Origin of the sequence: Mucilaginibacter achroorhodeus (genome assembly GCF_007846095.1) — a bacterium.
Taxonomy (GTDB): domain Bacteria; phylum Bacteroidota; class Bacteroidia; order Sphingobacteriales; family Sphingobacteriaceae; genus Mucilaginibacter; species Mucilaginibacter achroorhodeus.
In genome coordinates this window covers 855,734-878,358 of record NZ_VOEI01000002.1, presented here as the reverse complement: position 1 = coordinate 878,358, position 22,625 = coordinate 855,734, and the positions used below count along the sequence as shown (strand labels likewise).

General features: G+C 43.9%; 23 protein-coding genes. 11 read left to right on the top strand and 12 right to left on the bottom strand.

What is annotated here, in order from left to right; genetic code table 11:
* Nucleotides 1-206 precede the first annotated feature (206 nt).
* Nucleotides 207-3,230, bottom strand: coding sequence for a glycosyltransferase family 117 protein (locus tag FPZ42_RS09790; RefSeq protein WP_146270785.1), 3,024 nt, complete (start codon nt 3,228-3,230; stop codon nt 207-209).
* A 196-nt stretch (nt 3,231-3,426) separates the two neighbouring features.
* Here FPZ42_RS09790 and FPZ42_RS09785 point away from each other — a divergent pair, with 196 nt between their 5' ends.
* The 6 genes from FPZ42_RS09785 (at nt 3,427) to FPZ42_RS09760 (ending at nt 9,881) form a co-directional block, all read left to right on the top strand.
* The gene (locus tag FPZ42_RS09785; RefSeq protein WP_261382263.1) at nt 3,427-5,079 is read left to right on the top strand and encodes a gliding motility protein RemB; all 1,653 of its coding nucleotides are present in this window, start codon (nt 3,427-3,429) and stop codon (nt 5,077-5,079) included.
* 125 nt (nt 5,080-5,204) lie between these two features.
* Nucleotides 5,205-5,966, top strand: coding sequence for an SDR family oxidoreductase (locus FPZ42_RS09780; RefSeq protein WP_146270783.1), 762 nt, complete (start codon nt 5,205-5,207; stop codon nt 5,964-5,966).
* 213 nt (nt 5,967-6,179) lie between these two features.
* Nucleotides 6,180-7,091: a DUF72 domain-containing protein gene (locus tag FPZ42_RS09775; protein WP_146270781.1), complete on the top strand. Its 912-nt coding sequence runs from the start codon at nt 6,180-6,182 to the stop codon at nt 7,089-7,091.
* A gap of 468 nt (nt 7,092-7,559) precedes the next feature.
* The gene (gene argH, locus FPZ42_RS09770; protein WP_146270779.1) at nt 7,560-8,894 is read left to right on the top strand and encodes an argininosuccinate lyase; all 1,335 of its coding nucleotides are present in this window, start codon (nt 7,560-7,562) and stop codon (nt 8,892-8,894) included.
* A gap of 78 nt (nt 8,895-8,972) precedes the next feature.
* The gene (locus tag FPZ42_RS09765) at nt 8,973-9,173 is read left to right on the top strand and encodes a YwbE family protein (protein ID WP_146270777.1); all 201 of its coding nucleotides are present in this window, start codon (nt 8,973-8,975) and stop codon (nt 9,171-9,173) included.
* Between the two features lie 21 nt (nt 9,174-9,194).
* Nucleotides 9,195-9,881: a DUF1345 domain-containing protein gene (locus FPZ42_RS09760; protein WP_146270775.1), complete on the top strand. Its 687-nt coding sequence runs from the start codon at nt 9,195-9,197 to the stop codon at nt 9,879-9,881.
* 135 nt (nt 9,882-10,016) lie between these two features.
* On the opposite strand, the gene FPZ42_RS09755 is transcribed toward FPZ42_RS09760, so the two are convergent.
* On the bottom strand, nt 10,017-11,306 hold the full coding sequence (locus tag FPZ42_RS09755) for an MFS transporter (RefSeq protein WP_146270773.1): 1,290 nt from the start codon (nt 11,304-11,306) through the stop codon (nt 10,017-10,019).
* A 328-nt stretch (nt 11,307-11,634) separates the two neighbouring features.
* On the opposite strand from FPZ42_RS09755, the gene FPZ42_RS09750 reads away from it, so the two are divergent.
* Complete coding sequence (locus tag FPZ42_RS09750; RefSeq protein ID WP_146270771.1) at nt 11,635-12,921, top strand: DUF2851 family protein; 1,287 nt, start codon at nt 11,635-11,637, stop codon at nt 12,919-12,921.
* 1 nt (nt 12,922) lies between these two features.
* Complete coding sequence (locus FPZ42_RS09745; RefSeq protein WP_146270769.1) at nt 12,923-13,144, top strand: PspC domain-containing protein; 222 nt, start codon at nt 12,923-12,925, stop codon at nt 13,142-13,144.
* Here FPZ42_RS09745 and FPZ42_RS09740 read toward each other — a convergent pair whose 3' ends face one another.
* The 8 genes from FPZ42_RS09740 to FPZ42_RS09705 form a co-directional block, all read right to left on the bottom strand.
* On the bottom strand, nt 13,145-14,209 hold the full coding sequence (locus FPZ42_RS09740; protein ID WP_146270767.1) for a M20 family metallo-hydrolase: 1,065 nt from the start codon (nt 14,207-14,209) through the stop codon (nt 13,145-13,147).
* Nucleotides 14,210-14,308: 99 nt separating this feature from the next.
* Nucleotides 14,309-14,656 (bottom strand): single-stranded DNA-binding protein, encoded by a 348-nt coding sequence (ssb, locus tag FPZ42_RS09735; protein ID WP_146270765.1) that lies wholly within the window; start codon nt 14,654-14,656, stop codon nt 14,309-14,311.
* Between the two features lie 110 nt (nt 14,657-14,766).
* Nucleotides 14,767-16,017: a DUF2130 domain-containing protein gene (locus FPZ42_RS09730; RefSeq protein WP_186458733.1), complete on the bottom strand. Its 1,251-nt coding sequence runs from the start codon at nt 16,015-16,017 to the stop codon at nt 14,767-14,769.
* A 66-nt stretch (nt 16,018-16,083) separates the two neighbouring features.
* Entirely contained in the window at nt 16,084-16,482 is a 399-nt protein-coding gene (locus FPZ42_RS09725) for a helix-turn-helix domain-containing protein (protein ID WP_146270763.1), read from the bottom strand.
* Between the two features lie 83 nt (nt 16,483-16,565).
* On the bottom strand, nt 16,566-17,084 hold the full coding sequence (locus FPZ42_RS09720) for a hypothetical protein (RefSeq protein ID WP_146270761.1): 519 nt from the start codon (nt 17,082-17,084) through the stop codon (nt 16,566-16,568).
* Nucleotides 17,081-17,500 (bottom strand): DoxX family protein, encoded by a 420-nt coding sequence (locus tag FPZ42_RS09715; protein ID WP_146270759.1) that lies wholly within the window; start codon nt 17,498-17,500, stop codon nt 17,081-17,083. The genes FPZ42_RS09720 and FPZ42_RS09715 overlap by 4 nt, the downstream gene beginning before the upstream one ends.
* Before the next feature lie 4 nt (nt 17,501-17,504).
* Entirely contained in the window at nt 17,505-18,008 is a 504-nt protein-coding gene (locus tag FPZ42_RS09710) for a hypothetical protein (protein WP_146270757.1), read from the bottom strand.
* Entirely contained in the window at nt 18,009-19,298 is a 1,290-nt protein-coding gene (locus FPZ42_RS09705; protein WP_146270755.1) for an alkaline phosphatase family protein, read from the bottom strand.
* Nucleotides 19,299-19,434: 136 nt separating this feature from the next.
* Between FPZ42_RS09705 and FPZ42_RS09700 the strand changes: the two genes are divergently transcribed.
* Nucleotides 19,435-19,893, top strand: a complete 459-nt coding sequence (locus FPZ42_RS09700; RefSeq protein ID WP_146270753.1) for a hypothetical protein — start codon at nt 19,435-19,437, stop codon at nt 19,891-19,893.
* A 53-nt stretch (nt 19,894-19,946) separates the two neighbouring features.
* On the top strand, nt 19,947-20,201 hold the full coding sequence (locus FPZ42_RS09695; RefSeq protein ID WP_146270751.1) for a DUF3072 domain-containing protein: 255 nt from the start codon (nt 19,947-19,949) through the stop codon (nt 20,199-20,201).
* Here FPZ42_RS09695 and FPZ42_RS09690 read toward each other — a convergent pair.
* Nucleotides 20,198-20,959: an MBL fold metallo-hydrolase gene (locus tag FPZ42_RS09690; RefSeq protein ID WP_146270749.1), complete on the bottom strand. Its 762-nt coding sequence runs from the start codon at nt 20,957-20,959 to the stop codon at nt 20,198-20,200. The genes FPZ42_RS09695 and FPZ42_RS09690 overlap by 4 nt on opposite strands.
* Nucleotides 20,956-21,219, bottom strand: coding sequence for a hypothetical protein (locus tag FPZ42_RS09685; protein WP_315898392.1), 264 nt, complete (start codon nt 21,217-21,219; stop codon nt 20,956-20,958). The genes FPZ42_RS09690 and FPZ42_RS09685 overlap by 4 nt, the downstream gene beginning before the upstream one ends.
* Nucleotides 21,220-21,369: 150 nt before the next feature.
* On the opposite strand from FPZ42_RS09685, the gene FPZ42_RS09680 reads away from it, so the two are divergent.
* The gene (locus FPZ42_RS09680; protein ID WP_146270746.1) at nt 21,370-22,500 is read left to right on the top strand and encodes an acyltransferase family protein; all 1,131 of its coding nucleotides are present in this window, start codon (nt 21,370-21,372) and stop codon (nt 22,498-22,500) included.
* Nucleotides 22,501-22,625 lie beyond the last annotated feature (125 nt).

The window sequence follows — 22,625 nt, the reverse complement described above, 5'->3', positions numbered from 1 at the left end:
AGGGTCTTCTTCAGATTATGAGCCATTAGCTCAGAGCCTAAGTCATAGTTCACCCTGCCTCCTCGCGATCTTTTATCCTACTAAAATAATTATGCAAATCTAAAGGAGCTTGTCGAAGACCTTTTGCAATGACAGGTGGTTCGACAAGCTCACCATGACTAAAGTTATATTCTCAGTCTGAACTGATCGCAGATTTTTATAAACTGTTATTGGCCTGCACCCATTAAAGGCGCAAACTTCTTGCTGTAATCCTGTAGCTGTGCATTTAGTTTATTGTGCAGATCGGTTTGATGTGCTTTCTCGGTGTTTTCAACCAAATGATTAAGCACTTGCATACCTATCTGTACATCGCGCAAAGGCACACGTTGCGCATCACTTTGTAACAGGTGGTAAAAATAACCGAACTGGTCCATCAGGTATTTATCAATGTTTACAGCCATTTTGTTACCCAGCTTGTTATCACCAAGGTTATAGGCCATCTGCGCCAGGTACATTTTACGGCCCGCCATATCTATAAACGGATAAAGGTCATCAGGCAACTCATTGTCAAACTTATGCAGCACTTTAAGCGCTTTATCATTTTGGCCGTTGTTATAAAGTGTAGTAGCCAAATCAAGAAAGGTAGTCGTAAGCACAGGGTAGAACATACTTGTAGATTCGGGATCAAGGTATCGCGCGGTCTTAAACTTGCCGAACTTAAATTTGTTCATCACATTATCATACATCACATCGGCATTTACCTTGCTTAACTGATCGTGATTAGCGGTATCAGCTTTTAAAGGCAATAACCGGTAGGTAAAGCCTTCTTTATACAGGTATTGCTGCAAGCCCATCAAATTGTTTGTGCCTACGGTAGTTGCAAAGCAAATAGGGCGTTTCCAGTTGTTGTGCGCCAGGATGTCTATTACCGCGAGATCATCCTTGGTAATGTAGTTTGATGTGTATTTCCACTCGAGTGTATCAGCCAGTTGAGCTTTTTGCGCTGGAGATATCACTTTGTTTTTAATTACATCATCGGCATTAATGGTAAGTTTAAAGTCTTTGGTTGGCAGGTAGTTCACATATTCGCCGCCCTGGCTCTGGCCCTGCATGCTTTTATCGTCAGATGTGATAAAATCAAATATCTCCCTTAATTCCACAGCGCCCTTGATACCGCCATCGTTGTAATAGATCACATCGCGCACGCCATCCTTATATTTATTATATGGCATGGTAATGGGCAGCGGAGCAGAGGCGTTCATGGGCCGCTGCATCTGGCGAATGTACCATGCACCGCTAAACAGGCTTAGATTTACAATACGTACATCCGGCCTTATGCCCTCAACTTCCTGGTCGTACCATAACGAGTAAGTATCGTTATCGCCATAGGTGAACAAAATGGCATTTGGCGGGCAGGATATAAGATAGTTATAAGCCATATCGTGCGCCGTCATTTTGGTAGAGCGGTCATGCCCGCGCCACTCTTGCTTAGCCATTAATACAGGTGCAATAAGCAAGCAAACTGCGGTAGCAATGTAAGCGGCTTTTTTAGCATCTACCTTTTTACGGATGCCATCCGTAAGCGCAATTACTGATAGGCCTATCCATATTGCAAATGCGTAGAATGACCCTACATAAGAATAATCGCGTTCGCGCGGCTGCACCGAGGGCTGGTTTACGTAAAATACAACGGCCAGCCCGGTAAAAAACCAAAGCAAAACCACAACCAGCGCATCGCGTTTGCGGCGTTCAACATGGTAAACCAAACCTATTAAACCCAGTATCAAAGGGATGCCGTACAACGGTGTGTACGACGGGTTGCTGGTTACATTTTGTGGAAGATGTTTACCGCTGTCAAAAATACCGGTAGTCCAGTTGCCATCAATGCTTTCGGTGCTTTGCTGCCCGTCAACATCGCTGTAACGACCTGCATAATTCCACAGGAAATAGCGGAAATACATTTGGTATATCTGCCAGCTAAACATCCATTTCATGTTATCTGCAAAAGTAGGTGCTTGTCCTTCGGGTATCTGTCCCCAGCCACGGTAAAATCCCTGATCGCCGGGGTCTGTGCTGTACATCCGCGGGAGTATGGTATTATGGTCATACTTGTAGCCTAAAGTTTTTCCGGCTACTTCGTATTTTTTTTCGCCTTTTTGGTAGATGGTACTGCCTTCTACCTGGTCTGTTACCTGCGCATCAAAGTACTGCCCGTAAAGTAGTGGGTTTTCGCCATACTGGATGCGGTTAAGGTAGCCATACAATGTAAAAGCATTATCGGGATGCGAGTTATTCAAATTAGTATTTGCTGTAGCCCTGATAGGGATATAGGCGAAAGAGCCATAACCAAGATAGATGAACGCAACGCACAAAAATGCCAGGTTTAACACCGGTTTATTTTTGCGGATGCTGTAAACAATGCCGAACACGATAACACCTATCAATAAAAGGAAGAATACGATAGCCCCGCTGCCAAAGCCCATTCCAAGCGAGTTCACAAAATACAGATCAAAAAAAGCTGCAAATTTGATAGTATAACCTCTGATGCCGTATTGTACGAAGCCAAGTATTACAATACCCGTTAAAAACGCCAGGAAAGCGCTCCATGCCGTAATGTTTTTATATCGCCTAAAGTAATATACCAATGCAATTGCCGGTATGGTTAACAGGTTAAGAAGGTGTATACCGATGGATAAACCCATTACATAGGCAATAAAAACCAGCCATTTATCGGCACCGGGCTCATCAGCGTGGGCATCCCATTTCAATATCGCCCAAAAAACGACTGCGATACAAAGTATAGATAGCGCAAATACGATGGTCTCTACTGCTGAGAACCAAAAGGTATCGGTAAAGGTAAAAGCCAAAGCGCCTACCAAACCAGCGCCCATTATCACCGTGGTTTGTGCATTACCAAAATCCTTTTCGCGGCCAACCAGCAGTTTTTTGGCAAGTGCGGTAACGGTCCAGAACAGGAACATTACGGTAGCACCGCTGGCAATGGCAGCCATGGAGTTGGTGTAAAATGGCACCTTGGTATTATCGCCCATGGATAGCAGCGAAAATACTTTGCCCAGCATGGCAAATAACGGATAGCCCGGCTGGTGCGATACCTGCAAACGGTAAGCGCATGATATAAATTCTCCGCAGTCCCAAAAGCTTACGGACGGTTCTAAAGTAAGGATAAAGGTGGTGGTAGCTATTAAAAAGCATAGCCAGCCAAGTAAGTTGTTAAGTTTTGTGTATTGCATGCGCCACAGTAAAGTTTAGCTGCGGCAAATATCAATAAATAATGCCTTGTTTTAACTTAATGCTAACATGGTTTAACAATTTTAACAGAATTTAACCATGTAGATGTTGTTTGTGGTTTCTATAATCCGGAAATATCGTGGCTCTCTACGAGTATAAATTTTAATGTTACAATAAATAACGCTTAATTTGTTGCGTATGCAAAACAACTACTTAAAGCTTGCAGGTAAAAGCATAGCATTTTGCGCAGGTATTATGTTTACTGCCTTAACAGGCAAGGCACAATCGGTATATCTGCCGCAGTCATATCAGTTCTATCAAAAATTTAATGCGGATATCTATTCAAAAAGCAGTAGCATGCATACATCGCTAAGGCCGTTTTTGATAGACAGCACCATTAGCAACCGCTACAATCAGCTGATGCAAATGGGTGTGGATAGCAGCCGTAAAAGTTGGTTCTTAAGAAAAGTCTTTAACGAACATCTACTGGATATCAGAAACAAAGATTGGACATTCTATGCCGATTATTTGCAGGACAATACAATTGGTCACGATTTTTCTGAAACCAACAAGCAGCCTATACTATTTAAGCCTCTTGGGTTCGGTTTTACATCTCGCATAGGTACTAATACACGTGGTTTTCAATTAGGTGGTACGGTTGGTAAAAAGTTTTCTTTTTACACCAGTGGATATGAGAATCAGGCAGCTTTTCCGGCTTACTATACTGAGTATGTGAGTAAGAAAGGTTTTGTACCCGGCCAGGCATATGATCGTAATCTATCAAAATCATACCGCGATTTTTCTTACGCAACGGCAATTATCTCCTATACACCAATACAGCAGTTAAACATCACTTTAGGGCAGGATAAAACCTTTATAGGTGATGGTTATCGCTCAATATTGTTATCAGATTTCGCCGCCAATTATCCTCTGTTGCGTTTAACCGCCAACGTGGGCAAATTTCAGTATATGATGATGTGGACCTATCTGCAGGATCTTACCCTGCCGAAGTTTGATACCTTTGGCAGCAACCGCCGCAAATGGGGTGTTTTCCATTATTTAGATTACAATGTTAATAATAGCCTGTCATTTGGTTTCTTTAACGCGTACATAGCCCCCGAAGCGGATGACCAGGGTAACCGCCGCGGGTTTGATGTAAACTTCGTTAACCCGATTTTATTCTCAAGCAGCCTTGGGCCATCATCACAACCCGGCAATGCGTTGGTTGGCTTTACGGGCAAATACAAGATATTTGATAAACATGCAGTGTATGGCCAGTTGCTGTTCGATCGTACAAAAGCCGTAGATGCTGCAAACAATAATGTTAAGAACACAGGTGGAGTGCAGCTGGGTGTAAGAGGTGCTGATATATTCGGCGTAAAGGATTTAAACTATCTTGTGGAGTACGATGCGGTTAAGCCTTATACTTACTCCAGCCCGCAGGTGATCAGTGCATATACTTTCTATAGCCAACCGCTTGGTGATCCGCTTAGCGCAAACTTCCGTGAGGTTGTAGGCTTGATGAACTATACTTATAAACGCTTTGATTTTCAGGGCCAGTTGATGTACGCCAAATACGGCCTGGATGCCACTGCCGCTGACAATGCCGGACGCGATGTTACCAAACCACTTGTACCTACCGTAAACAGCACTAATATCGGCCAAGGACTAAATACTAACTTATACTATGCTGAAGGAACAGTCTCCTATTTGTTAAACCCTAAGTACAACCTACGTTTTGAATTAGGCGCTTTGTACCGCCAGGAGAAAAATGTGCAAACAGATAAAAAGACCACCATGCTTACTTTTGGTATTAAAAGCAGCTTCAGAAACCTGTATCACGATTTTTAATCTAGTTTGACAAGGGCTATCCGGTAATAAAATACTGTAGTGCTCACCATTTTATCTGTACCTGTCACCATTTCTTAGCAACGATTTGTGCTCACTTTTGTATTGTATTAAAACACATAACAAACATGAGCACAAACAAAATTGCATTAATAACAGGCGGAAGCAGGGGCCTTGGTAAAAACGCTGCACTTAAAGTAGCGTCAAAAGGTATTGATGTTATCATTACCTACCGTAGCAAAAAAGAAGAAGCAGAAGAAGTTGTAAACCAGATACAGGCCGCAGGCCAAACAGCCGCTGCGCTTCAATTGGACACAGGTAAAGCATCTCCATTTGCCGGCTTCAAAGATCAATTGGTAAAAACCCTGCATGATACCTGGGGACGTGATAGTTTCGATTTCCTGGTGAACAACGCCGGTATAGATGCGGCATCACCTTTTGCACAAACTACTGAAGAAGATTTTGATAATCTTTTCAATGTGCACTTTAAAGGGGTTTACTTCCTTACTCAAACTTTGCTGAATAACATAGCCGACGGTGGCCGTATCATTAACCTATCAACCGGTTTAACGCGCTTTGCAACGCCCGGTTACGCTGCCTACGCATCTATGAAAGGTGCTATAGAGGTGTTCACTAAATATCTGGCTAAAGAGTTGGGTAGCCGCGGCATAGCTGCAAATATGGTAGCACCGGGTATCGTTGAAACCGACTTTACCAAAAAAGCTTTTGATAGCCACCCGCAAATGCACGAATTTATTTCGTCTATCACGGCCTTAGGTCGCCCCGGGGTACCAGACGATATTGGCGGCGTAATTGCGTTTTTATGTACCGAGGATGCCCGCTGGATAAACGCGCAGCGCATCGAAGCATCGGGAGGGATGTTTTTGTAAGGGCCCCTTCTCAGAATTTGTCATTCTGAGCAGAGCGAAGAATCCATTATACATTAGGCGGCGATTAGGACTTCACTACGTTCAGCATGACAAGTAATATTTAAGCCACTCTCTTTTGGAGAGGGGTGAGGAAGACGCTGGAAAATAAAAGAGATGGTTCAACTACGAGCCATCTCTTTTTTGTTTACTATCTTTCGGCCTAAATATTTGGATATGGAATTTGGCCGCGTACCCGAGCACGAACTGGCGAATATCGATTTCTCTTTACCTCCCGATCCGGCGTTTACTACCGAAACACTCGCCCGCGCCGATAGCTCACAGCCTTTGCAAGTGCATGTAGGCTGCGCCAAATGGGGCCGTAAAGAATGGGTGGGCCAGATCTATCCGCCCAAAACAAAGGATGCCAATTTTTTAGATGAATATGTTAAGCATTTCAACTGCATTGAACTGAACGCTACCTTTTATCAAACCTACGGGCCCGATACCATCTCTAAGTGGAAAAACAAGGCAGATTCAAATCCCGATTTTAAGTTTTGCCCAAAATTTTCGCAAAGCATCAGCCACATCCGCAGGTTAAAAAATGCAGATGATATTACCACCGCCTACTACGAGGGCGTTATGGCTTTTGAGGAAAAGCTTGGGCCTATGTTTCTGCAACTGAGCGATAACTTTAGTCCTAAAAGCCTGCCGGAATTAACAGCTTACCTGGAGCATTTGCCTACCGACGTGCCAGTTTATGTAGAGCTTCGGCATAAAGACTGGTATGCTGTGCCCGAAAACCGGGAGGCGGTTTTTAACCTGTTCAGGAGGTTGAATATCGGCTCCATTATTACGGACGCCAGCGGACGCCGCGATTGCGTACACATGATGCTTTCAACCCCTCATGCGTTCATTCGTTTTGTTGGTAACAGTTTACATACAACAGATTATAGCCGTTGCGATGAATGGATAGACCGCATAGCTCAATGGAAAGAACAAGGCTTGCAATCCGTGTGGTTTTTTATGCATCAGCACGATGAACGCTACTCGCCCGAACTGGCTGATTACGTAATAAAGAAAATGAACGAACGTCTTAATGTAAACATCCCAAGGCCTAAATTTATTGATAAGGGCTTGTTTGGTTGAAATTCAAAGGGTTATGTTTACAACAAAAAACACCATTATTCTGAGTGATAATGAAGAATTTGCTAAACTTTATACAAGTCGCAGATCAGATGCTTCACATGCGTTCAGCATGACAGATTTGGAATAACAAAAGCACAGACAAAACGCCGCCGAACAAAATGCTGTATAGTGTAACGTGCGGATAGTACAGGCATTGCTACAGCACAAACATTGTAGCGCGTTACCGTAGCTGCGAGTTTTATTGATATTTTGTTTATTAGATTGGTATCAATGAGCTCGCTTGGGCTCGGTTTTCTTTGGTTACTTTCTTTTTTGCGTAAAAAGGAAAGTAACATCCACTGGGATAAATACAACTCACTCCCATTGCTAACGAAGAACTAATTGGCTGATAGCTACTATCGCCGAAAGAACCTCTACGTTGCTTAGATTCGCAATTATGGTAACCGCATTTAATTCTATATTTGCAGCATGAGCAAACTTTGGCAAAAAACCACCAACGTTGATAAATTAGTTGAGAACTTTACCGTAGGCCGAGACCGTGAACTGGATAACCAGATGGCGGCTTTTGACGCTTTAGGCTCATTGGCTCACACCCGTATGCTGGCATCGATCGGGTTGCTTAACAATGATGATCTTGCCCTTGTACAACGCGAACTTAAGGTGATCTACAACGAGGTACAGGAAGGAGATTTTGCGATCGAAGATGACGTAGAGGACGTACACTCACAGGTAGAATTGATGCTTACCCGCCGCATTGGCGAGGCCGGCAAAAAGATACACAGCGGCCGCTCACGTAACGACCAGGTTCTGGTGGATCTTAAACTGTTTTTTCGCCATCAGCTACAGCAGGTTGTTAACGAAACGGATAGTTTATTTAGATTACTGATACAGTTAAGCGAAGAACATAAAGACGTACTGCTGCCCGGCTATACACATTTGCAGGTGGCCATGCCATCATCGTTTGGGCTGTGGTTTGGGGCTTATGCTGAGAGTTTGGTTGATGATTTGGAGATGGTTTTAGCCGCCTGGAAGATCACCAATAAAAATCCTTTGGGATCCGCTGCAGGTTACGGTTCATCGTTCCCGCTAAACCGCACCATGACCACCGAGTTGCTCGGTTTCGACAGTATGGCGCACAATGTAGTATATGCCCAAATGGGGCGTGGTAAAACAGAGCGGATAATTGCGCAGGCACTGTCTTCAATAGCAGCTACTTTGGCAAAAATGGCAATGGATCAATGCTTGTATTTAAGCCAGAACTTTGCTTTTGTAAGTTACCCCGAGCATTTGACCACCGGCAGCAGCATTATGCCGCATAAAAAGAACCCGGACGTTTGGGAAATTATGCGCGGTAAATGTAACCGCCTGCAAGCCCTGCCAAACGATGTAGCTATGATGACAACCAACCTGCCGTCAGGCTATCACCGCGAATTGCAATTGCTCAAAGAGTTGCTTTTCCCCGCGTTTACAGATCTGATGGATTGCCTGCAAATGGCTAACTTCATGCTCCAAAATATCACAGTCAATAAAAATATTTTGGATGATTCCAAATATGCTTACCTGTTCAGCGTGGAAGAGGTTAATAAGGCAGTGTTGAATGGTACACCTTTCAGAGATGCATACAAGCAGATAGGTTTGGATATAGAGCAGGGAAAGTTTAATCCTGAGAAAACCGTTGCACACACACACGAAGGCAGCATTGGCAACCTGCAGAATGAGCAGATAAGTGCAGCCATGGATAAAGTGATCAACAGCTTCGACTTTAAAAAAGTTGAGGATGCGATAAGTTGGTTGGTTCGTTAAGTCAAGAGCCTGAATCAGGAAGTCTTAGGTTAGAAAAACGGTGAAATCATCATAAAAATCAGTGTAATCCCACAGCAAATGCACGGACGCAACAGAGCAGACATATATCCCGGACTGGAGGTTGACATCATCCTTAAAAAAGACCAGCGCAGCGGCAAGATTACCCGCGGCGTGGTGAAAGACCTGCTTACCAGTGCAACGTATCACTCGCGCGGTATAAAGGTACGTTTAGAAGATGGGCAGGTTGGCCGTGTTGCCAATATCGTTGAAGAAGATTAAATTAGGCCACATATCAGCCAGATGGTAACCCGCACCAAGCCCAACAAACAGATCATTTTCCGTGTAGATGCGCATTATCGCTTAATTATTTCCTTAGCGGTAGGTGTGGTCGCGTTTTTCTTATCGAGGCATCTCAAGTCGGTTCCAGAGATCACCTTAATTACCTGGATAGGCATTGCAACCAGCATTATTATACTGGATTGGGTGATTATTTTGGGGGCTCACCCGCGCGAGATCAGGAAAATTGCCAGTCTGGAAGATTCCAGTCGCACACTGATTTTTTTGGTGGTGCTCGCCTCGTCGTTAGTTAGTTTAGTGGCTATTTATTTGTTGTTAAGATCATCTAAAGACGTCCCGGAGGAAACAACGGCAGCGTACATTATATTAGCCATGGTAGCAGTGGTAATATCCTGGTGGTTGGTTCATACCATATTTACCATGAGATATGCCCACTTGTATTACAATAAGGATAGCGCTGGTAAAGAAGCTGGCGGACTCGATTTCCCCGGCGATATGAAAGATCCCGACTATCTCGACTTCGTTTACTTTTCCTTCGTGATCGGCATGACGTTCCAGGTTTCCGACGTTGAGATCTCGTCCCGCCGCATCCGCCGCCTGGCCTGGATGCATGGGCTTATATCCTTTGCATTTAACACTGCCATAGTGGCTTTGAGTATTAATGTCATATCGGGATTGGTATCTAAGTAAGACCGCTATTAGCACTTTTCTCTTTATGTCATTGCGAGGAGCGTCAGCGACGCGGCAATCTCATAGGTGCTTCTTTATGCTATTCCGATGAGATTGTTACTTCGCCATCCGGCGAATCGCATAGCCATTATTTTTTTATTCCCCTTCAATCTTAGAGTGTGTCTTCGTATCATTCATCAGCCAGTAAACAGCTAACGAAATACCGATGCAGAACGTAACATACCAGTAAAACCACTCCTCGTGATGGTTATTCTTAAAAAGTAAGCCGATGTATTCTGCAGTACCCCCGAAAATGGAAACTGCAATAGCATATGGGAAGCCTACGCCTAAAGCACGGATATGCGCCGGAAATAACTCTGCTTTTACCACAGCGTTAATGGACGTATAATTACTCACAACCATCAACGCGAAGGTGATAAGCCCAAAAGCGAGCCAAAAATTAATGGTATTGCTCAAAAAAGTGAGTATAGGAATGGTGGTTAAAACGCCCAATATGCCAAAAGCTTTAAGCATGGGCTTGCGGCCTATCCTGTCTGAAACATAGCCATACAACGGTTGCAACAGCATAAACACAATGAGTGTTAGGGTAGAAATGAGTGTTGCATCGCCCTTATCAAAACCGCTGGTGTTTACCAGGAATTTTTGCATGTAAGTGGTAAAGGTATAAAAGGCTACAGTGCCGCCAAGTGTTAAACCTATCACGGTTAAAACCTCACGCGGATGCTGGCTGAGTGCTTTTAGCGTGCCGCGTAATTCGGGCTTTTTAGTTTCGCCTTCAAAAGTTGCAGATTCCTGCAGGCTTCTGCGGAGGTACATAACAATAATGGCCAATGCGGCACCAATTGCAAAGGGTATGCGCCAGCCCCAGCTGTGTAGCTGTGCTTCGGTCAAGAAAACGCGCTGCAATAGCACCAATACGCCCAATGCCAGCAGTTGCCCCATAATGAGGGTGACATATTGGAAGCTGGAATAAAAGCCGCGGTTTTTCTTGTCGGCCATTTCGCTTAGGTAAGTGGCGCTGGTGCCATATTCGCCACCCACGCTAATGCCCTGCAGCATGCGGGCAAGCACCAATAATATCGGCGCTGCCACGTTAATTTGGTTATAGGTAGGTGTTAAGGCTATCACTAAAGATCCGGCGCTCATCATCAAAACAGAAAACGTAAGCGCTTTTTTACGGCCGTGTTTATCGGCAAATGTTCCCATCAGCCAGCCGCCTATGGGGCGCATTAAAAATCCGAGCGCAAAAATACCGGCAGTATTTAGCAACTGCGCAGTTTGGCTTCCCTTTGGGAAAAAGGCACCCGCAAAGTAAAGCGAGAAAGCCGAATACACGTACCAATCATACCACTCAACCAGGTTACCTAAAGAGCCGCCAATAATAGAGCGGATGCGGCTTTGGGTTGTTGGTGGGTTGGTTGGCATAAGTGTTTATTGGTTTTTGACGAAGATAGTTAATTAGTTTGCTGATTGATTAGTGCTTCGTTAGGAATGTCAAGGAGCTTGTGAAGGTTAGTGGACGTACTTTCTTTTTCTCAAAAGAAAAGTCGCGACTTGGTAACGCGCTGCAATGGTTGTGCCGTAGCACTGCCTCTGCAATCCGCACGTTATACTATGTCGCATTTTTCGATATCGTTGGGTTTATGGCTATAACTTTTCTTGTTTCCTGTCAGGAAAGCTTTGGTGAGGTGTTTTTTATCTTGTAAATTCTAAAATTCTGTAAATTCTGATTCCATTTTCCTTATCTTCCCTCATGCTTTTCACCGAAGATTTTTTGCATTATGTGTGGCAGTTCAGGCTGTTTAACCGCATTAACCTGCGCACTACTGAGGGTGAAGAGCTGGAGATACAATCCGTGGGTTTGCACAATAAAAATGCCGGTCCTGATTTTCAAAACGCGCGTATCAGGATAGGGGAAACTACCTGGGCGGGCAATGCTGAATTGCATTTGTCATCATCTGACTGGCAGCGGCACGGACATACCACTGATGGTGCGTACGATAATGTGATACTGCACGTGGTTTACACTGACGATACGCCTTTAATGCGTGCTGACGGTAAACGTGTGCCTACGCTTGAACTTAAAGATCGAATACCTGCAGAACTGCACCACCGCTATCACAACCTGGTTTTTGGTAACCAAAGTATTATTCCCTGCGAGGGCAGCATCAGCACAGTTGATGGTATCACCATGCAAAACTGGTTAACGCGGATACTGGTAGAGCGATTGGAAAAGCGGTCGGAAGCGGTTATTGCCTCGCTCGAACAAAACCGTGGCGATTGGGAAGAGACATTTTACCAATTTTTGGCAGGTAATTTCGGTTTCAAGGTAAACGCCTTGCCTTTTGAATTGCTGGCCAAATCGTTGCCGCAAAATATACTGGCCAAGCACAAGAACAACGCCCTGCAGGTAGAAGCTTTGATCTTCGGGCAGGCAGGATTTCTGGACGGAGAATTGGAAGAAGCTTACCCCAAAGCTTTGCAGAGTGAGTACAACTTCCTCCGCAAAAAATACAACTTAATACCGGTTGAGAACCACCTTTGGAAATTCTTACGAATGCGACCGCAGAATTTCCCAACGGTGCGGCTGGCGCAGTTTGCCGCATTGGTATTGCAGTCCAACCACTTGTTTTCGAAAGTTTTAGAGATAAAGGAAGTAAAGGAAATGCGCGAGTTGTTCAGAAATATCAGCGTGAATGAATACTGGGAAACTCACTATCGCTTTGGTAAGGAAAGTAACGCATCATCAAAAAGCCTGGGTGCTGCTTCTGTCGATACGCTAATATTGAACACGGTTGTGCTTTTTCTTTTCAGCTATGGCAAGCACATGAAGTTGCAATATTATGTAAGCCGCGCTTTAAAAATGCTCGAAAATATACCGGCTGAACAGAACAATATCACAGATGATTTTGTTAACTTAGGGATCAAGATCAACTCGGCATTTGATTCGCAAGCGGTGATCGAACTGAAAAATAGCTACTGCAATTACAAGAAATGCCTGCAATGCGGCGTTGGTATTAAAATTTTAAAGCCAAATTGATATGCTACAACGGATAATCACCTTTTTTGAGCGCTACTCTTTTGGGGTATGCACTTACATTGGCGAGCGTTTAAATATATCTATCGCCAAAATAAGGTTGTTTTTTATTTACTCATCGTTTTTGGCGGTGGGCTTCCCGCTGGTATTTTACTTCTTCGCCGGCATCGTTTTAGATATTCGCAACTACGTAAAACGCAAACGTACAAGAGCTATTGATCTGTAGTTAAACTATCCCATCAAGCATTTTGATGTACAGCTTAATGCCGTGGCCTATCTCATCCACATAAATAAATTCATCGGCAGAGTGTGAACGCGCTGAATCTCCTGGGCCAACTTTAATACTTGGGATATCCAATAAAGACTGGTCCGAAGTTGTTGGAGAACCATAAGTTTTACGGCCTAATGCTACACCAGCTTGTACAAACGGATGATTTTTATCTATCGATGACGGTTTTAAACGAATGCTGCGCGGGCGAACCTCACAGTTAACGTGTTGGCGGATGATCTCTAATACTTCCTCATTACGATAAGCATCGGTTACCCTAACATCAACGGTAAAGGTGCAAGTAGCAGGTACCACATTATGCTGCGAGCCGGCGTTGATAATAGTCACCGACATTTTTATCGGCCCAAAAACTTCCGATTCTTTAGGGAAACGGAAATTGCGGAACCATTCGATATCTTTTAATGCTTTGTAGATGGCATTATCGCCTTCTTCACGGGCGGCATGGCCTGCTATACCAAATGAAGTACAATCCAATACCATTAAACCACGCTCGGCAATGGCAAGTTCCATCAGCGTTGGTTCGCCTACAATGCCGAAGCTCAATTCGCCTAATTCGGGGATGATCAATTCGAGGCCATTTACACCTGAGATTTCTTCTTCGGCAGTGGTAGCCAGGCAAAAGTTGTACTTAAGATCGGTGCGATTGTAATAGTAAAGGAAAACGTGGATAAGTGATACCAGGCAACCACCGGCATCATTGCTGCCTAAGCCGTAAAGTTTGCCATCTTCTATTTTGGCGTCATAAGGGTCGCGTGTGTAACCGCTATTGGGCTTAACCGTATCATGATGCGAATTAAGCAAAATAGTTGGCTTGCTCGCATCAAAATGCTTGTTCCAGGCCCAGATGTTGTTGAGCTTACGATGCGTTCCTACACCGTGGGTTTTTAGGGTTTGCTCTATCAGATCGGCAGTGCGATCTTCTTCTTTACTAAATGACTGTGTTGAGATAAGCTGCTGCAATAATTGCAGGGCTTGCTGCGACAACGTGGTAATATCTGACATAAAACGCTAAGGAATTCTCCTTACAATGAACGGCAAAATTACGGTTTTTGTTCAACCTCAGCAAAACAGCCATGTTATGAAAATGTAAAGCGACAAGCGTTAGCTGGCAATAGCCATTTCAGGAAACTCGATTTTGGTTGCTATAATGCAAGTATCATAACGTTTAATGCCTTTGTTATCAACAAAAGAAGATGTCTCTATTCGGCCCTCGATGTAGATCTTATTACCCGGCTGCAGTCTTTCAATAACATATTGGGAGATATCTGCAGTAACTTTTATCTGATGATTTTCGGTGTGCACCGTCTTATCGCGGCCTTTTTTAACCATTTCCAGCGTAGCAACAGTAAAGGCCCAGTAGCCCGTATTATGATTAGCGTTTTTGGTAACGGGAAGCGAAGAGACTTCTCCCAATAAAATGACTTTATTAACTCCTGTAGTTGTAGACATAATTTAGTGACCCCGATAGTTAAAATACCATCGGATGCGTAAAATTAATGAAGATTTTTATTTCTAAGAAAATTAATTTCTAAAATTTAATTAGAACAAAATTTCAATAACTAATCTAAAAGCAAAGTATCATCTTCATCGCCCAAACTTAGCTGGATCATGTCATTACCGGCTATACCTTCAATAGATCCTTTGATGTGTGCGGCATTCAGTAAAACTTTTTCCAATTGCTTTTCGCGTGCCTTCCACATTTTCTCCATGGCATCGCGTTCTTTTTGGATAGAGAGGCGCATGCTCATGTACCCTTCCCTTATGGCCTTCCATTGCTCAGAAAATTCGCTACTGGTGAGGTAATCGTAAAGCAGGTGCATTTTGTCGCCTTTGTTTTCCTGCGCTTTGGCCATATTGGCCAGCTTTATAACGCCATCACGCAAAATATAGGAAACAGCTTTTACTTCGTCAAAACTGCAGATCCAAACGCCATCACGTTCGCCAAAGCAATCCATGCCTTTGGGGTAGCATTGCGTAACAATAACGGCCACATCAACCCCCATGGCACGCATATCTTTCTTTAATTTCTCTATCCACTCATTAGAGAACGCGGTAGTGCGTTTACTTTCGTAGATGATGCGGCCGCATTCCTGCCCAAATTGGTTACGTACCGTTTGCACACAATCCGCACCGCGTACGCCCTTGCCAACCTCGCTAATCATATCAAACGGGAAGTAGTTGCGTAGTTGTTCTTCCAGTATCAGTTCCTGCGCTTCGCCCTGTAACTGCATTGAGCCTTGTTCGGCCCGGCGTTTCATTTCATCGGCCAGGCGTTTCTGGTCTTCCAGTTGCTTTTCAAGTTCTTTAACCTTCAACTGGTATTCGGTATCCTTAAGGTTATGCTTTTCGGCTTCCTGTTTGCGTATCTGTTCAGCAATATCAGCGCGCTGCTCCTGCAATTTACGGTGCAGGGCAACTTCCATCTCTTCCTCTTTTTGTTTAAGTGCCTGTTCGCGTTGCAGGTACTCCAATTCTTTCTGGCGCGATTCTTTCAGTTTTTCAGCACTGGCATTTACAGAGTTTTGCAGCATGGTTAACTGCGTTTCAAAATCTGCAGATATACTTTTGCGCAGGTTTTCTTCAAGGGCCTGCTGCAACTGTTTTTTCTCGCCGGCAAGGCGCTGTTCAAATTGCTCCTGCTGCTGGCGTGCCTGGTTACTAAACTGCTCCTCTTTTTTTCTAAACTCTTCTTCTTTCTGGCGGGTGTAATCCTGCATCTTCAGCCTTAGCTGCTGTTTATATTCCTCGGCCATTACTTCCTCAATCGGGAAGCCATGTCCGCAGCTTGGGCACTTAACTTCTGTAGCCATAATTTTTAATGAAAATCAAAGATAAACGGATTTTGCGGGTTTGTAAATTTAACCGCAAAGTGATGCTCAGCCTTCAACTACTTCTGCTTGCAGCATCAACCGCTCTTTATATTCTTTGGGTGTGATGCCTTCAAAGCGTTTAAAGAATTTGGTAAAGTTAGATGCATCAAACGTAAGTTTAAAAGCTATCTCTTTTACCGGGATATTTTGCTGCAACATCTCTTTGGCAATGCTCATCAGCTTATCCTCAAAATACCAGCACGGCGATTTACCGGTAAGTTGCTTAATGGTATTTGTTAAATGAGTAGGGTGGATGTGTAAGATCTCGGCAAGGTCGCGTATCTCAAACATCTCGGTTGTGCGCTCACTCAAAATATCATCAAGATGCTTATCCAACTCGCGCATGAAATCGGCAAATATCTCGTGCCGGCGGCTGAAGATCTTCTTTGGGATAGGAGTGGGCATGCCGCTATTGTTGGTTTTAAACAAATTAAACAATTATCACCCAAACAACTGTCATTTACAAGGTAAAAAGTCCAAGTTTTATGCTACTGGATCTGGCTCGGGAAAAACGTTGGTTTAGTTGGCGGTGGTATCTGCATCTCACTACTCAGATCAGGCAGCAGGTGCTGCAGTACGTTAGCCGGCATATTGCCAACGTCCATAAACGTCCAGGTTTTGCCTTTATCTTCGGATATACCTAAGAGGTAAGAGTGACTGATGTACCGCCCATTGATCATTTTCATTACCACTGTCTCGGGGAAAAGCACATGAACATTATCGCCTGTTTTGTAAAACGGGCCGGGTGCATTCACCCAACCATCAAACTGCATCACACCGCGGCCTTTTAGTTCTGCAGTACGTTCCTGCATTATCTTTTCCATGGTATCGCGGCCTCCCGATAATTTTACCAGCGGCGGGTAGCTCAGGCTTAACACCGTTTTAAAGTCACTGTTAAAGGTAGCCTTAGCAAACTTATCTGCCAGGCGTTTTACCAATACGGTGTCTTGCGCATAAGTGGTAACAGAACAAAAAAGTACAACACAAAGGCAAAGCAGCCTGATCATCCGGCAATTGAAGTTTTATGGGTATTGAATAAGTTATCGAGCGAAAATTTATTATGATCTGCAAATAAATACAACAACGCAAAATAAGCGCCGTAAATTATCTGCGTAAAAACGCTGTTCCATTGTTCCTGCATGCACGATCCGAATATCAGCGCCAGCATAATGGCCACGCCTAATATGTTAGCAAAACGGGTAAACAAGCCGGCAATAAGCAGTAACCCCGTTATCAATTCAAGAAACGGCAATACATAACTAAACGGTTGTACCAGCGCTGCCGGCAGCATTGTATCTGCGAAAGATTTAACCATACCTGCGCTAAACTTTTCCAGTTTTGGAATGCGCACCAGGCCATGGCCAAACATGCTGAAAGCAATTGGCAGGCGGGCAAGCAAATACGCAATATGGTACTTTTGCATAGCTTTACAGTTTAATTGGCTGCTGTGGCTGTGGAATAGTAAGGCTATGATTAAAATTCGGGAAGATCTGGTCCACCGCCTTTATAGATCCTTGGTTTAGGTCAAGAAAAGTCCAGCTTTTGCCCTGGTCTCCGCTTACGGCCAGCAGGTTGCTGGTACCCTGGAAACGGCCCTGCTTGGTTTTCATCACAATAGTTTCCGGTACAAGGCAGTGGATCTCTTTGCCGGCTTTATAGAACTTGCCGGGTTCGCCTATATTTATTTTTTCAAAGCTAAAGCCCTGCTGTTTCATTTGCGATAAACCGGTTGATAGCATTTGCAGCATTTTGGTTTTGCCACCCGCAATATCAATGGCTTTGGGATAGGTATGTGCTACTACGGTCTGGTAATCGCCTTTGATTAGCGCGTTGGCAACTGTTTGGGCATGTTTTTTAACCACTGCAGGGTTTTGTGCCATAGTTGCCGCAGGCAATACAAGCAATACCAATAGTTTTAAGTAAAATCTCATTTATTGTTTAGTTGGTTTTAAAAGCACCTTATTCGATAGGTCATCAGTGCCATCTATCTTATCGGTATGTGTTATCCCAAGGATGTTACTCACCAGGTTAAATACAGATACATTTTGGAAAGGTACAATATTTAAATGTTTTTTAAATGCCGGCCCCCAGGCAAAAAACGTAGCGTGCATGTCTTTTACTAAAGCCGGGTCGTAACCGTGCCAGCCGGGGTGGATCTCTCTTCCACTGTGCCAAATGTTAAAAACCCTGGGCCAGCGTGGTATCAGCAATATATCACCTATGCGGTTTTGCCAGTCGTCGGCAGCGCTGTAGTGTAAATGGGCAGGCGTATTGGTTTTAAGGTAAACATCGTAATCCTTAGCTTCTTTTTTAAGCGCATTATACGCTGCTGAAACGTCGCCTTTATTTTTAGCATAAAGCTCAACCAGGATCCCATCGCCTGAGATAACATATTTTGAGGTATCGATAGATGCCGGGATGCTGAGCGGATTTTTATCATCAACCCTGGTCATGCCGTGGTCTGATACAAAAATGTAGTTCACATCCTTAAGCCCGGTGGTTTTCACAGCTTTTTGCAGCTCGTTTACGGCTGAATCTATAAAATGCACTTCATGCTCAGTCTCCGGTGATTCCGGGCCGTGCAAGTGTGCGGCATGGTCAACCTGCGGAAAGTAAAAACTAATAAAATGCGGGCGTTTGTTGGCCGGCAGCTTAAGCCAGTCTACAACTGCCTGTATACGGTTGTGGATGTTTATTTTATCGTTGTAAACGTAATAGTAGGTTGGTTGTATGCCTTTTATCTTTGCCTCTGATGCTACCCAGTAAAAACTTGCAGAAAGCATTTTTTGCTGCTCTGCGCGCACCCATAATGGCGAACCGCCGTACCATGAGCCATCAGCCACTTTGTCTTTGTTGTTCATGGAGTAACGATCATCGCGCTTACGATCATAAAAAACGTTATTTACCAAACCGGAATGCGATGGATAAAGGCCGCTTACAATGGCGTAGTGGTTAGGGAAGGTTACCGAAGGGTAAGATGGTATCATTGACGATGCGCTTACGCCTTCACCGGCCAGGCGCAGCAGGTTATCGGCATGGTAGCGTTTGGCAAAATCATACCTGAAGCCATCAGCAGAGATCAGAATCACGTAAGGTTTTTTTTCCTGTGCTTTGCTGTTTTCCCTGCCGGGAATAACTTTTTGAACGGTATCTACAACCTTTTGTGCCGAACAAGTGAAGAATGCCAGCATTGCCAGCAGTAATAAGCTATAAAATTTCATCTCCGTATATGATTGGGCAAAATTATCTAAAGCAGGTTAAGATAATGTTTAATGAGCAATTTGTTACAAAATTGCTACACACGTAAAACCGTTGTTACCGTGCGTGTTTAACTGATTAAAACACTTACATTTAACTATGCGCAGTTGGAAAATTCTTATACCTGCATTTTTTGTACTGATGGCTGTGGGATGCAGCAAGCAAAAGCCACAGGTTTTTACCAGCGATTGCATCACTGATATCAATTGCAGCAAACCTACTTACCGCCATTTAATGGATAGTCTTAAATATTACAACGGTAAATTTGTAGAGGTAGAAGGCACATATCAGCAAGGGAAAAACCTGTCGGCTATTGTAAACGACAGCACCTTTTCTGATAAGGCCGCTAAACACGCGTTCTGGATAAATTTCTCTCCGGATTGTCCCTTATATAACAGTCAAACGCATAAAGGTTTCTTTGAAGCCAGCGACGGGCAGTTTATAACCATCAACGGCAGCCGCATGGCCGTTCGTGGCAGGTTGCAATTACGAAAAGCATCGGGCAGCAACCCCTACGTTGCCATTTTAAATGATATTGTTTACATAGCGTTGAAGTAAGATTGCTAAAACAATTAGCTAAGGAACAGGTTATTTAATAAAAACGATTTGTTATGGCTACCGATAAAAATAACACCAACGAAGAATTTGATAATGGCATAAAGGGATCAAATACAGTTAAAGACCCTGATGAGTGGACAACCGGGCACGAACCGATGACCGGCGCACAGCACTCTTACCTTAAAACTTTGTCTGATGAAGCAGGCGAGGAGTTTGACGAAACGCTGAGCAAGGCAGATGCATCAAAACGGATTGAAGAACTGCAGCACAAAACCGGCCGCGGTTTAGATGAAAATAATGTTGATTAAATTTCGATTTTAAGTCCGTCGTAAGCCAGTTCAATGCCGGCAGGTAATAGTGGGTTTACGTTGGCATGTTTTCCCAGGCGATGGCTGATGTGGGTGAAATAGGTTTTTTCAGCGCCTATTTCTTTTGCAAAGGCTATCGCTTCATCAAGGGTAAAATGCGAGATGTGATTTTCTTTCTGCAGCGCATTTATTACCAGTATTTTACTGCCTTTTATTTTCTCCTTTTCAGTATCTGATACCGTTTTTGCATCAGTGATGTAGGTAAAATCCTTTATCCTGAAGCCCAAAACCGGCAATTTGTAATGCATCACCTCTATTGGGGTAAAATGCACGCTGCCGATGTTGAATGTCTCCTTATCTATAGTGTGCATTTCTACCTGCGGGATGCCGGGGTATTTAAAACTATCAAAGATGTACGAAAACTCCCGCCTTAGGCCTTGCTGCACACGCTCGGTAGCGTAAATATCAATAGCCTTTTGCTGTTTATAATTAAACGCGCGTATATCATCCATGCCTGCCACATGGTCTTTATGTTCATGGGTAAATACAATAGCATCCAACGTCATTACATGCTCACGCAACATCTGGTATCTGAAATCTGGTCCGGAATCTATTACGATCGTTTTATCCTCGGCTTCTATCATAATAGAGGTGCGCAGGCGCTTGTCGTGCTTGTCTGCAGACAGGCATACGTCGCAAGTGCAGGCTATAACGGGTACACCCTGCGAGGTTCCGGTTCCTAAAAAAGTGATTATCACAGCTGCAGTTGGGTTTGTTTAAGTTGGTGTAAAAATGCAGCTTGTTTATCGTCGAGCAAGTTGTAATCTATCTCCAGCGTGCGGGCAAGCTCTGCCACCGCAGCAATTTTACTTTCCAGGTTGGCAAATTTGTTCACCATTACCACCTTGCTGTTCTGCAGCAGGCAGGCGTTGGTTTTAAAATTGCCCTTTTCATACCTCACCTTGTAACCGCTGCTTTTCAGCAGTAGCTCCAATTTCTCAAGCGTATGGTTGGTCATGGTGAGCATCGTTCAAAAATAGTAACATTTGCCGAGAGATAGGGTTTATAAACTTCTTAAAAAAGTTTATAAAGTAAGTTGCAGTCAGCAGGATTAAATCATATATTGTGATACCAATTGCTTACCCTGTTATAAATTATTGTACCCACTATGACCCACAAGCCCGAACGGTTTCTCGCGCTGGATGTATTCCGCGGAATGACCATTTGTTTCATGATCATTGTTAATACGCCCGGTAGCGGGGCAACGCCTTTTTCACCGCTTGAGCACGCCGCCTGGTTTGGTTTTACACCTACCGACCTGGTTTTCCCGTCGTTCTTGTTTGCGGTAGGTAATGCCATGAGCTTTACCATGAAAAAGTTTGACAACCTGAGCACCGGTGATGTTATCTACCGGATATTAAAGCGAGGGCTATTAATATGCCTTATCGGCTATCTGATGTCATGGTTCCCGTTCTTTAACCATACCCCTGAAGGATGGGTTTTTAGGCCGATAAGCCATACACGTATTTTAGGTGTACTGCAGCGCATCGGCTTATGTTACATTTTTGCGTCGTTAATTATCTACTTTGTAAAGAACCGCACTTCCATATTTATCATCAGCGCGTTTTTACTGGTTGGCTATTGGGTATTGCTGCTTATTTACGGCGATCCATCGGCACCTTTCGGTATGCTGACAAACGCAGGTACTTACCTGGATAAGTTTGTAATGGGTGATGATCACCTTTATCACGGGGAAGGTGTTCCTTTTGATCCTGAAGGGATATTAAGCACTTTACCGGCAATTGTTAATGTTATTGTAGGGTACTACGCAGGTAAATTTATCCAGGAAAAAGGTAAAAGTTACGAAACCATTGCCCGTTTAACTTTAATGGGCGCATTATTCATATTCCTGGCGCTTTGCTGGGGCATGGTTTTCCCGATCGGTAAAAAACTTTGGACAAGCCCTTTCACACTGCTTACAACCGGGTTAGATATGGTTATCATTTCAGCGCTCATCTACCTGGTAGAAGTACGGGCAAGCAGGGGCAAGTGGACATCGTTCTTTACTACGGTAGGTAAAAACCCACTGGCTATCTATATTTTATCTGAGGTCTTGATCATCTCTTTGTGGATGATAAAAGTTGGCGACACTAATGCAGTAGGGTGGGTAAACAATGTTTTCTTCCAAAAGATAGCCCCCGGCGCAATAGGCTCATTGCTGTTCGCTGTATGCTATATGCTGATATGCTGGTGTGTAGGTAAGATATTGGATGAGAAGAAGATCTATATAAGGGTATAATAAGACTTATCTTACCGACAATGTCATTGCGAGGAGCGGCAGCGACGCGGCAATCTCATAGGCAGACCCGATGCTGGTCCTTGGAGATTGCCACGCTACGCTCGCATGAATGTAAAACAAGAGAG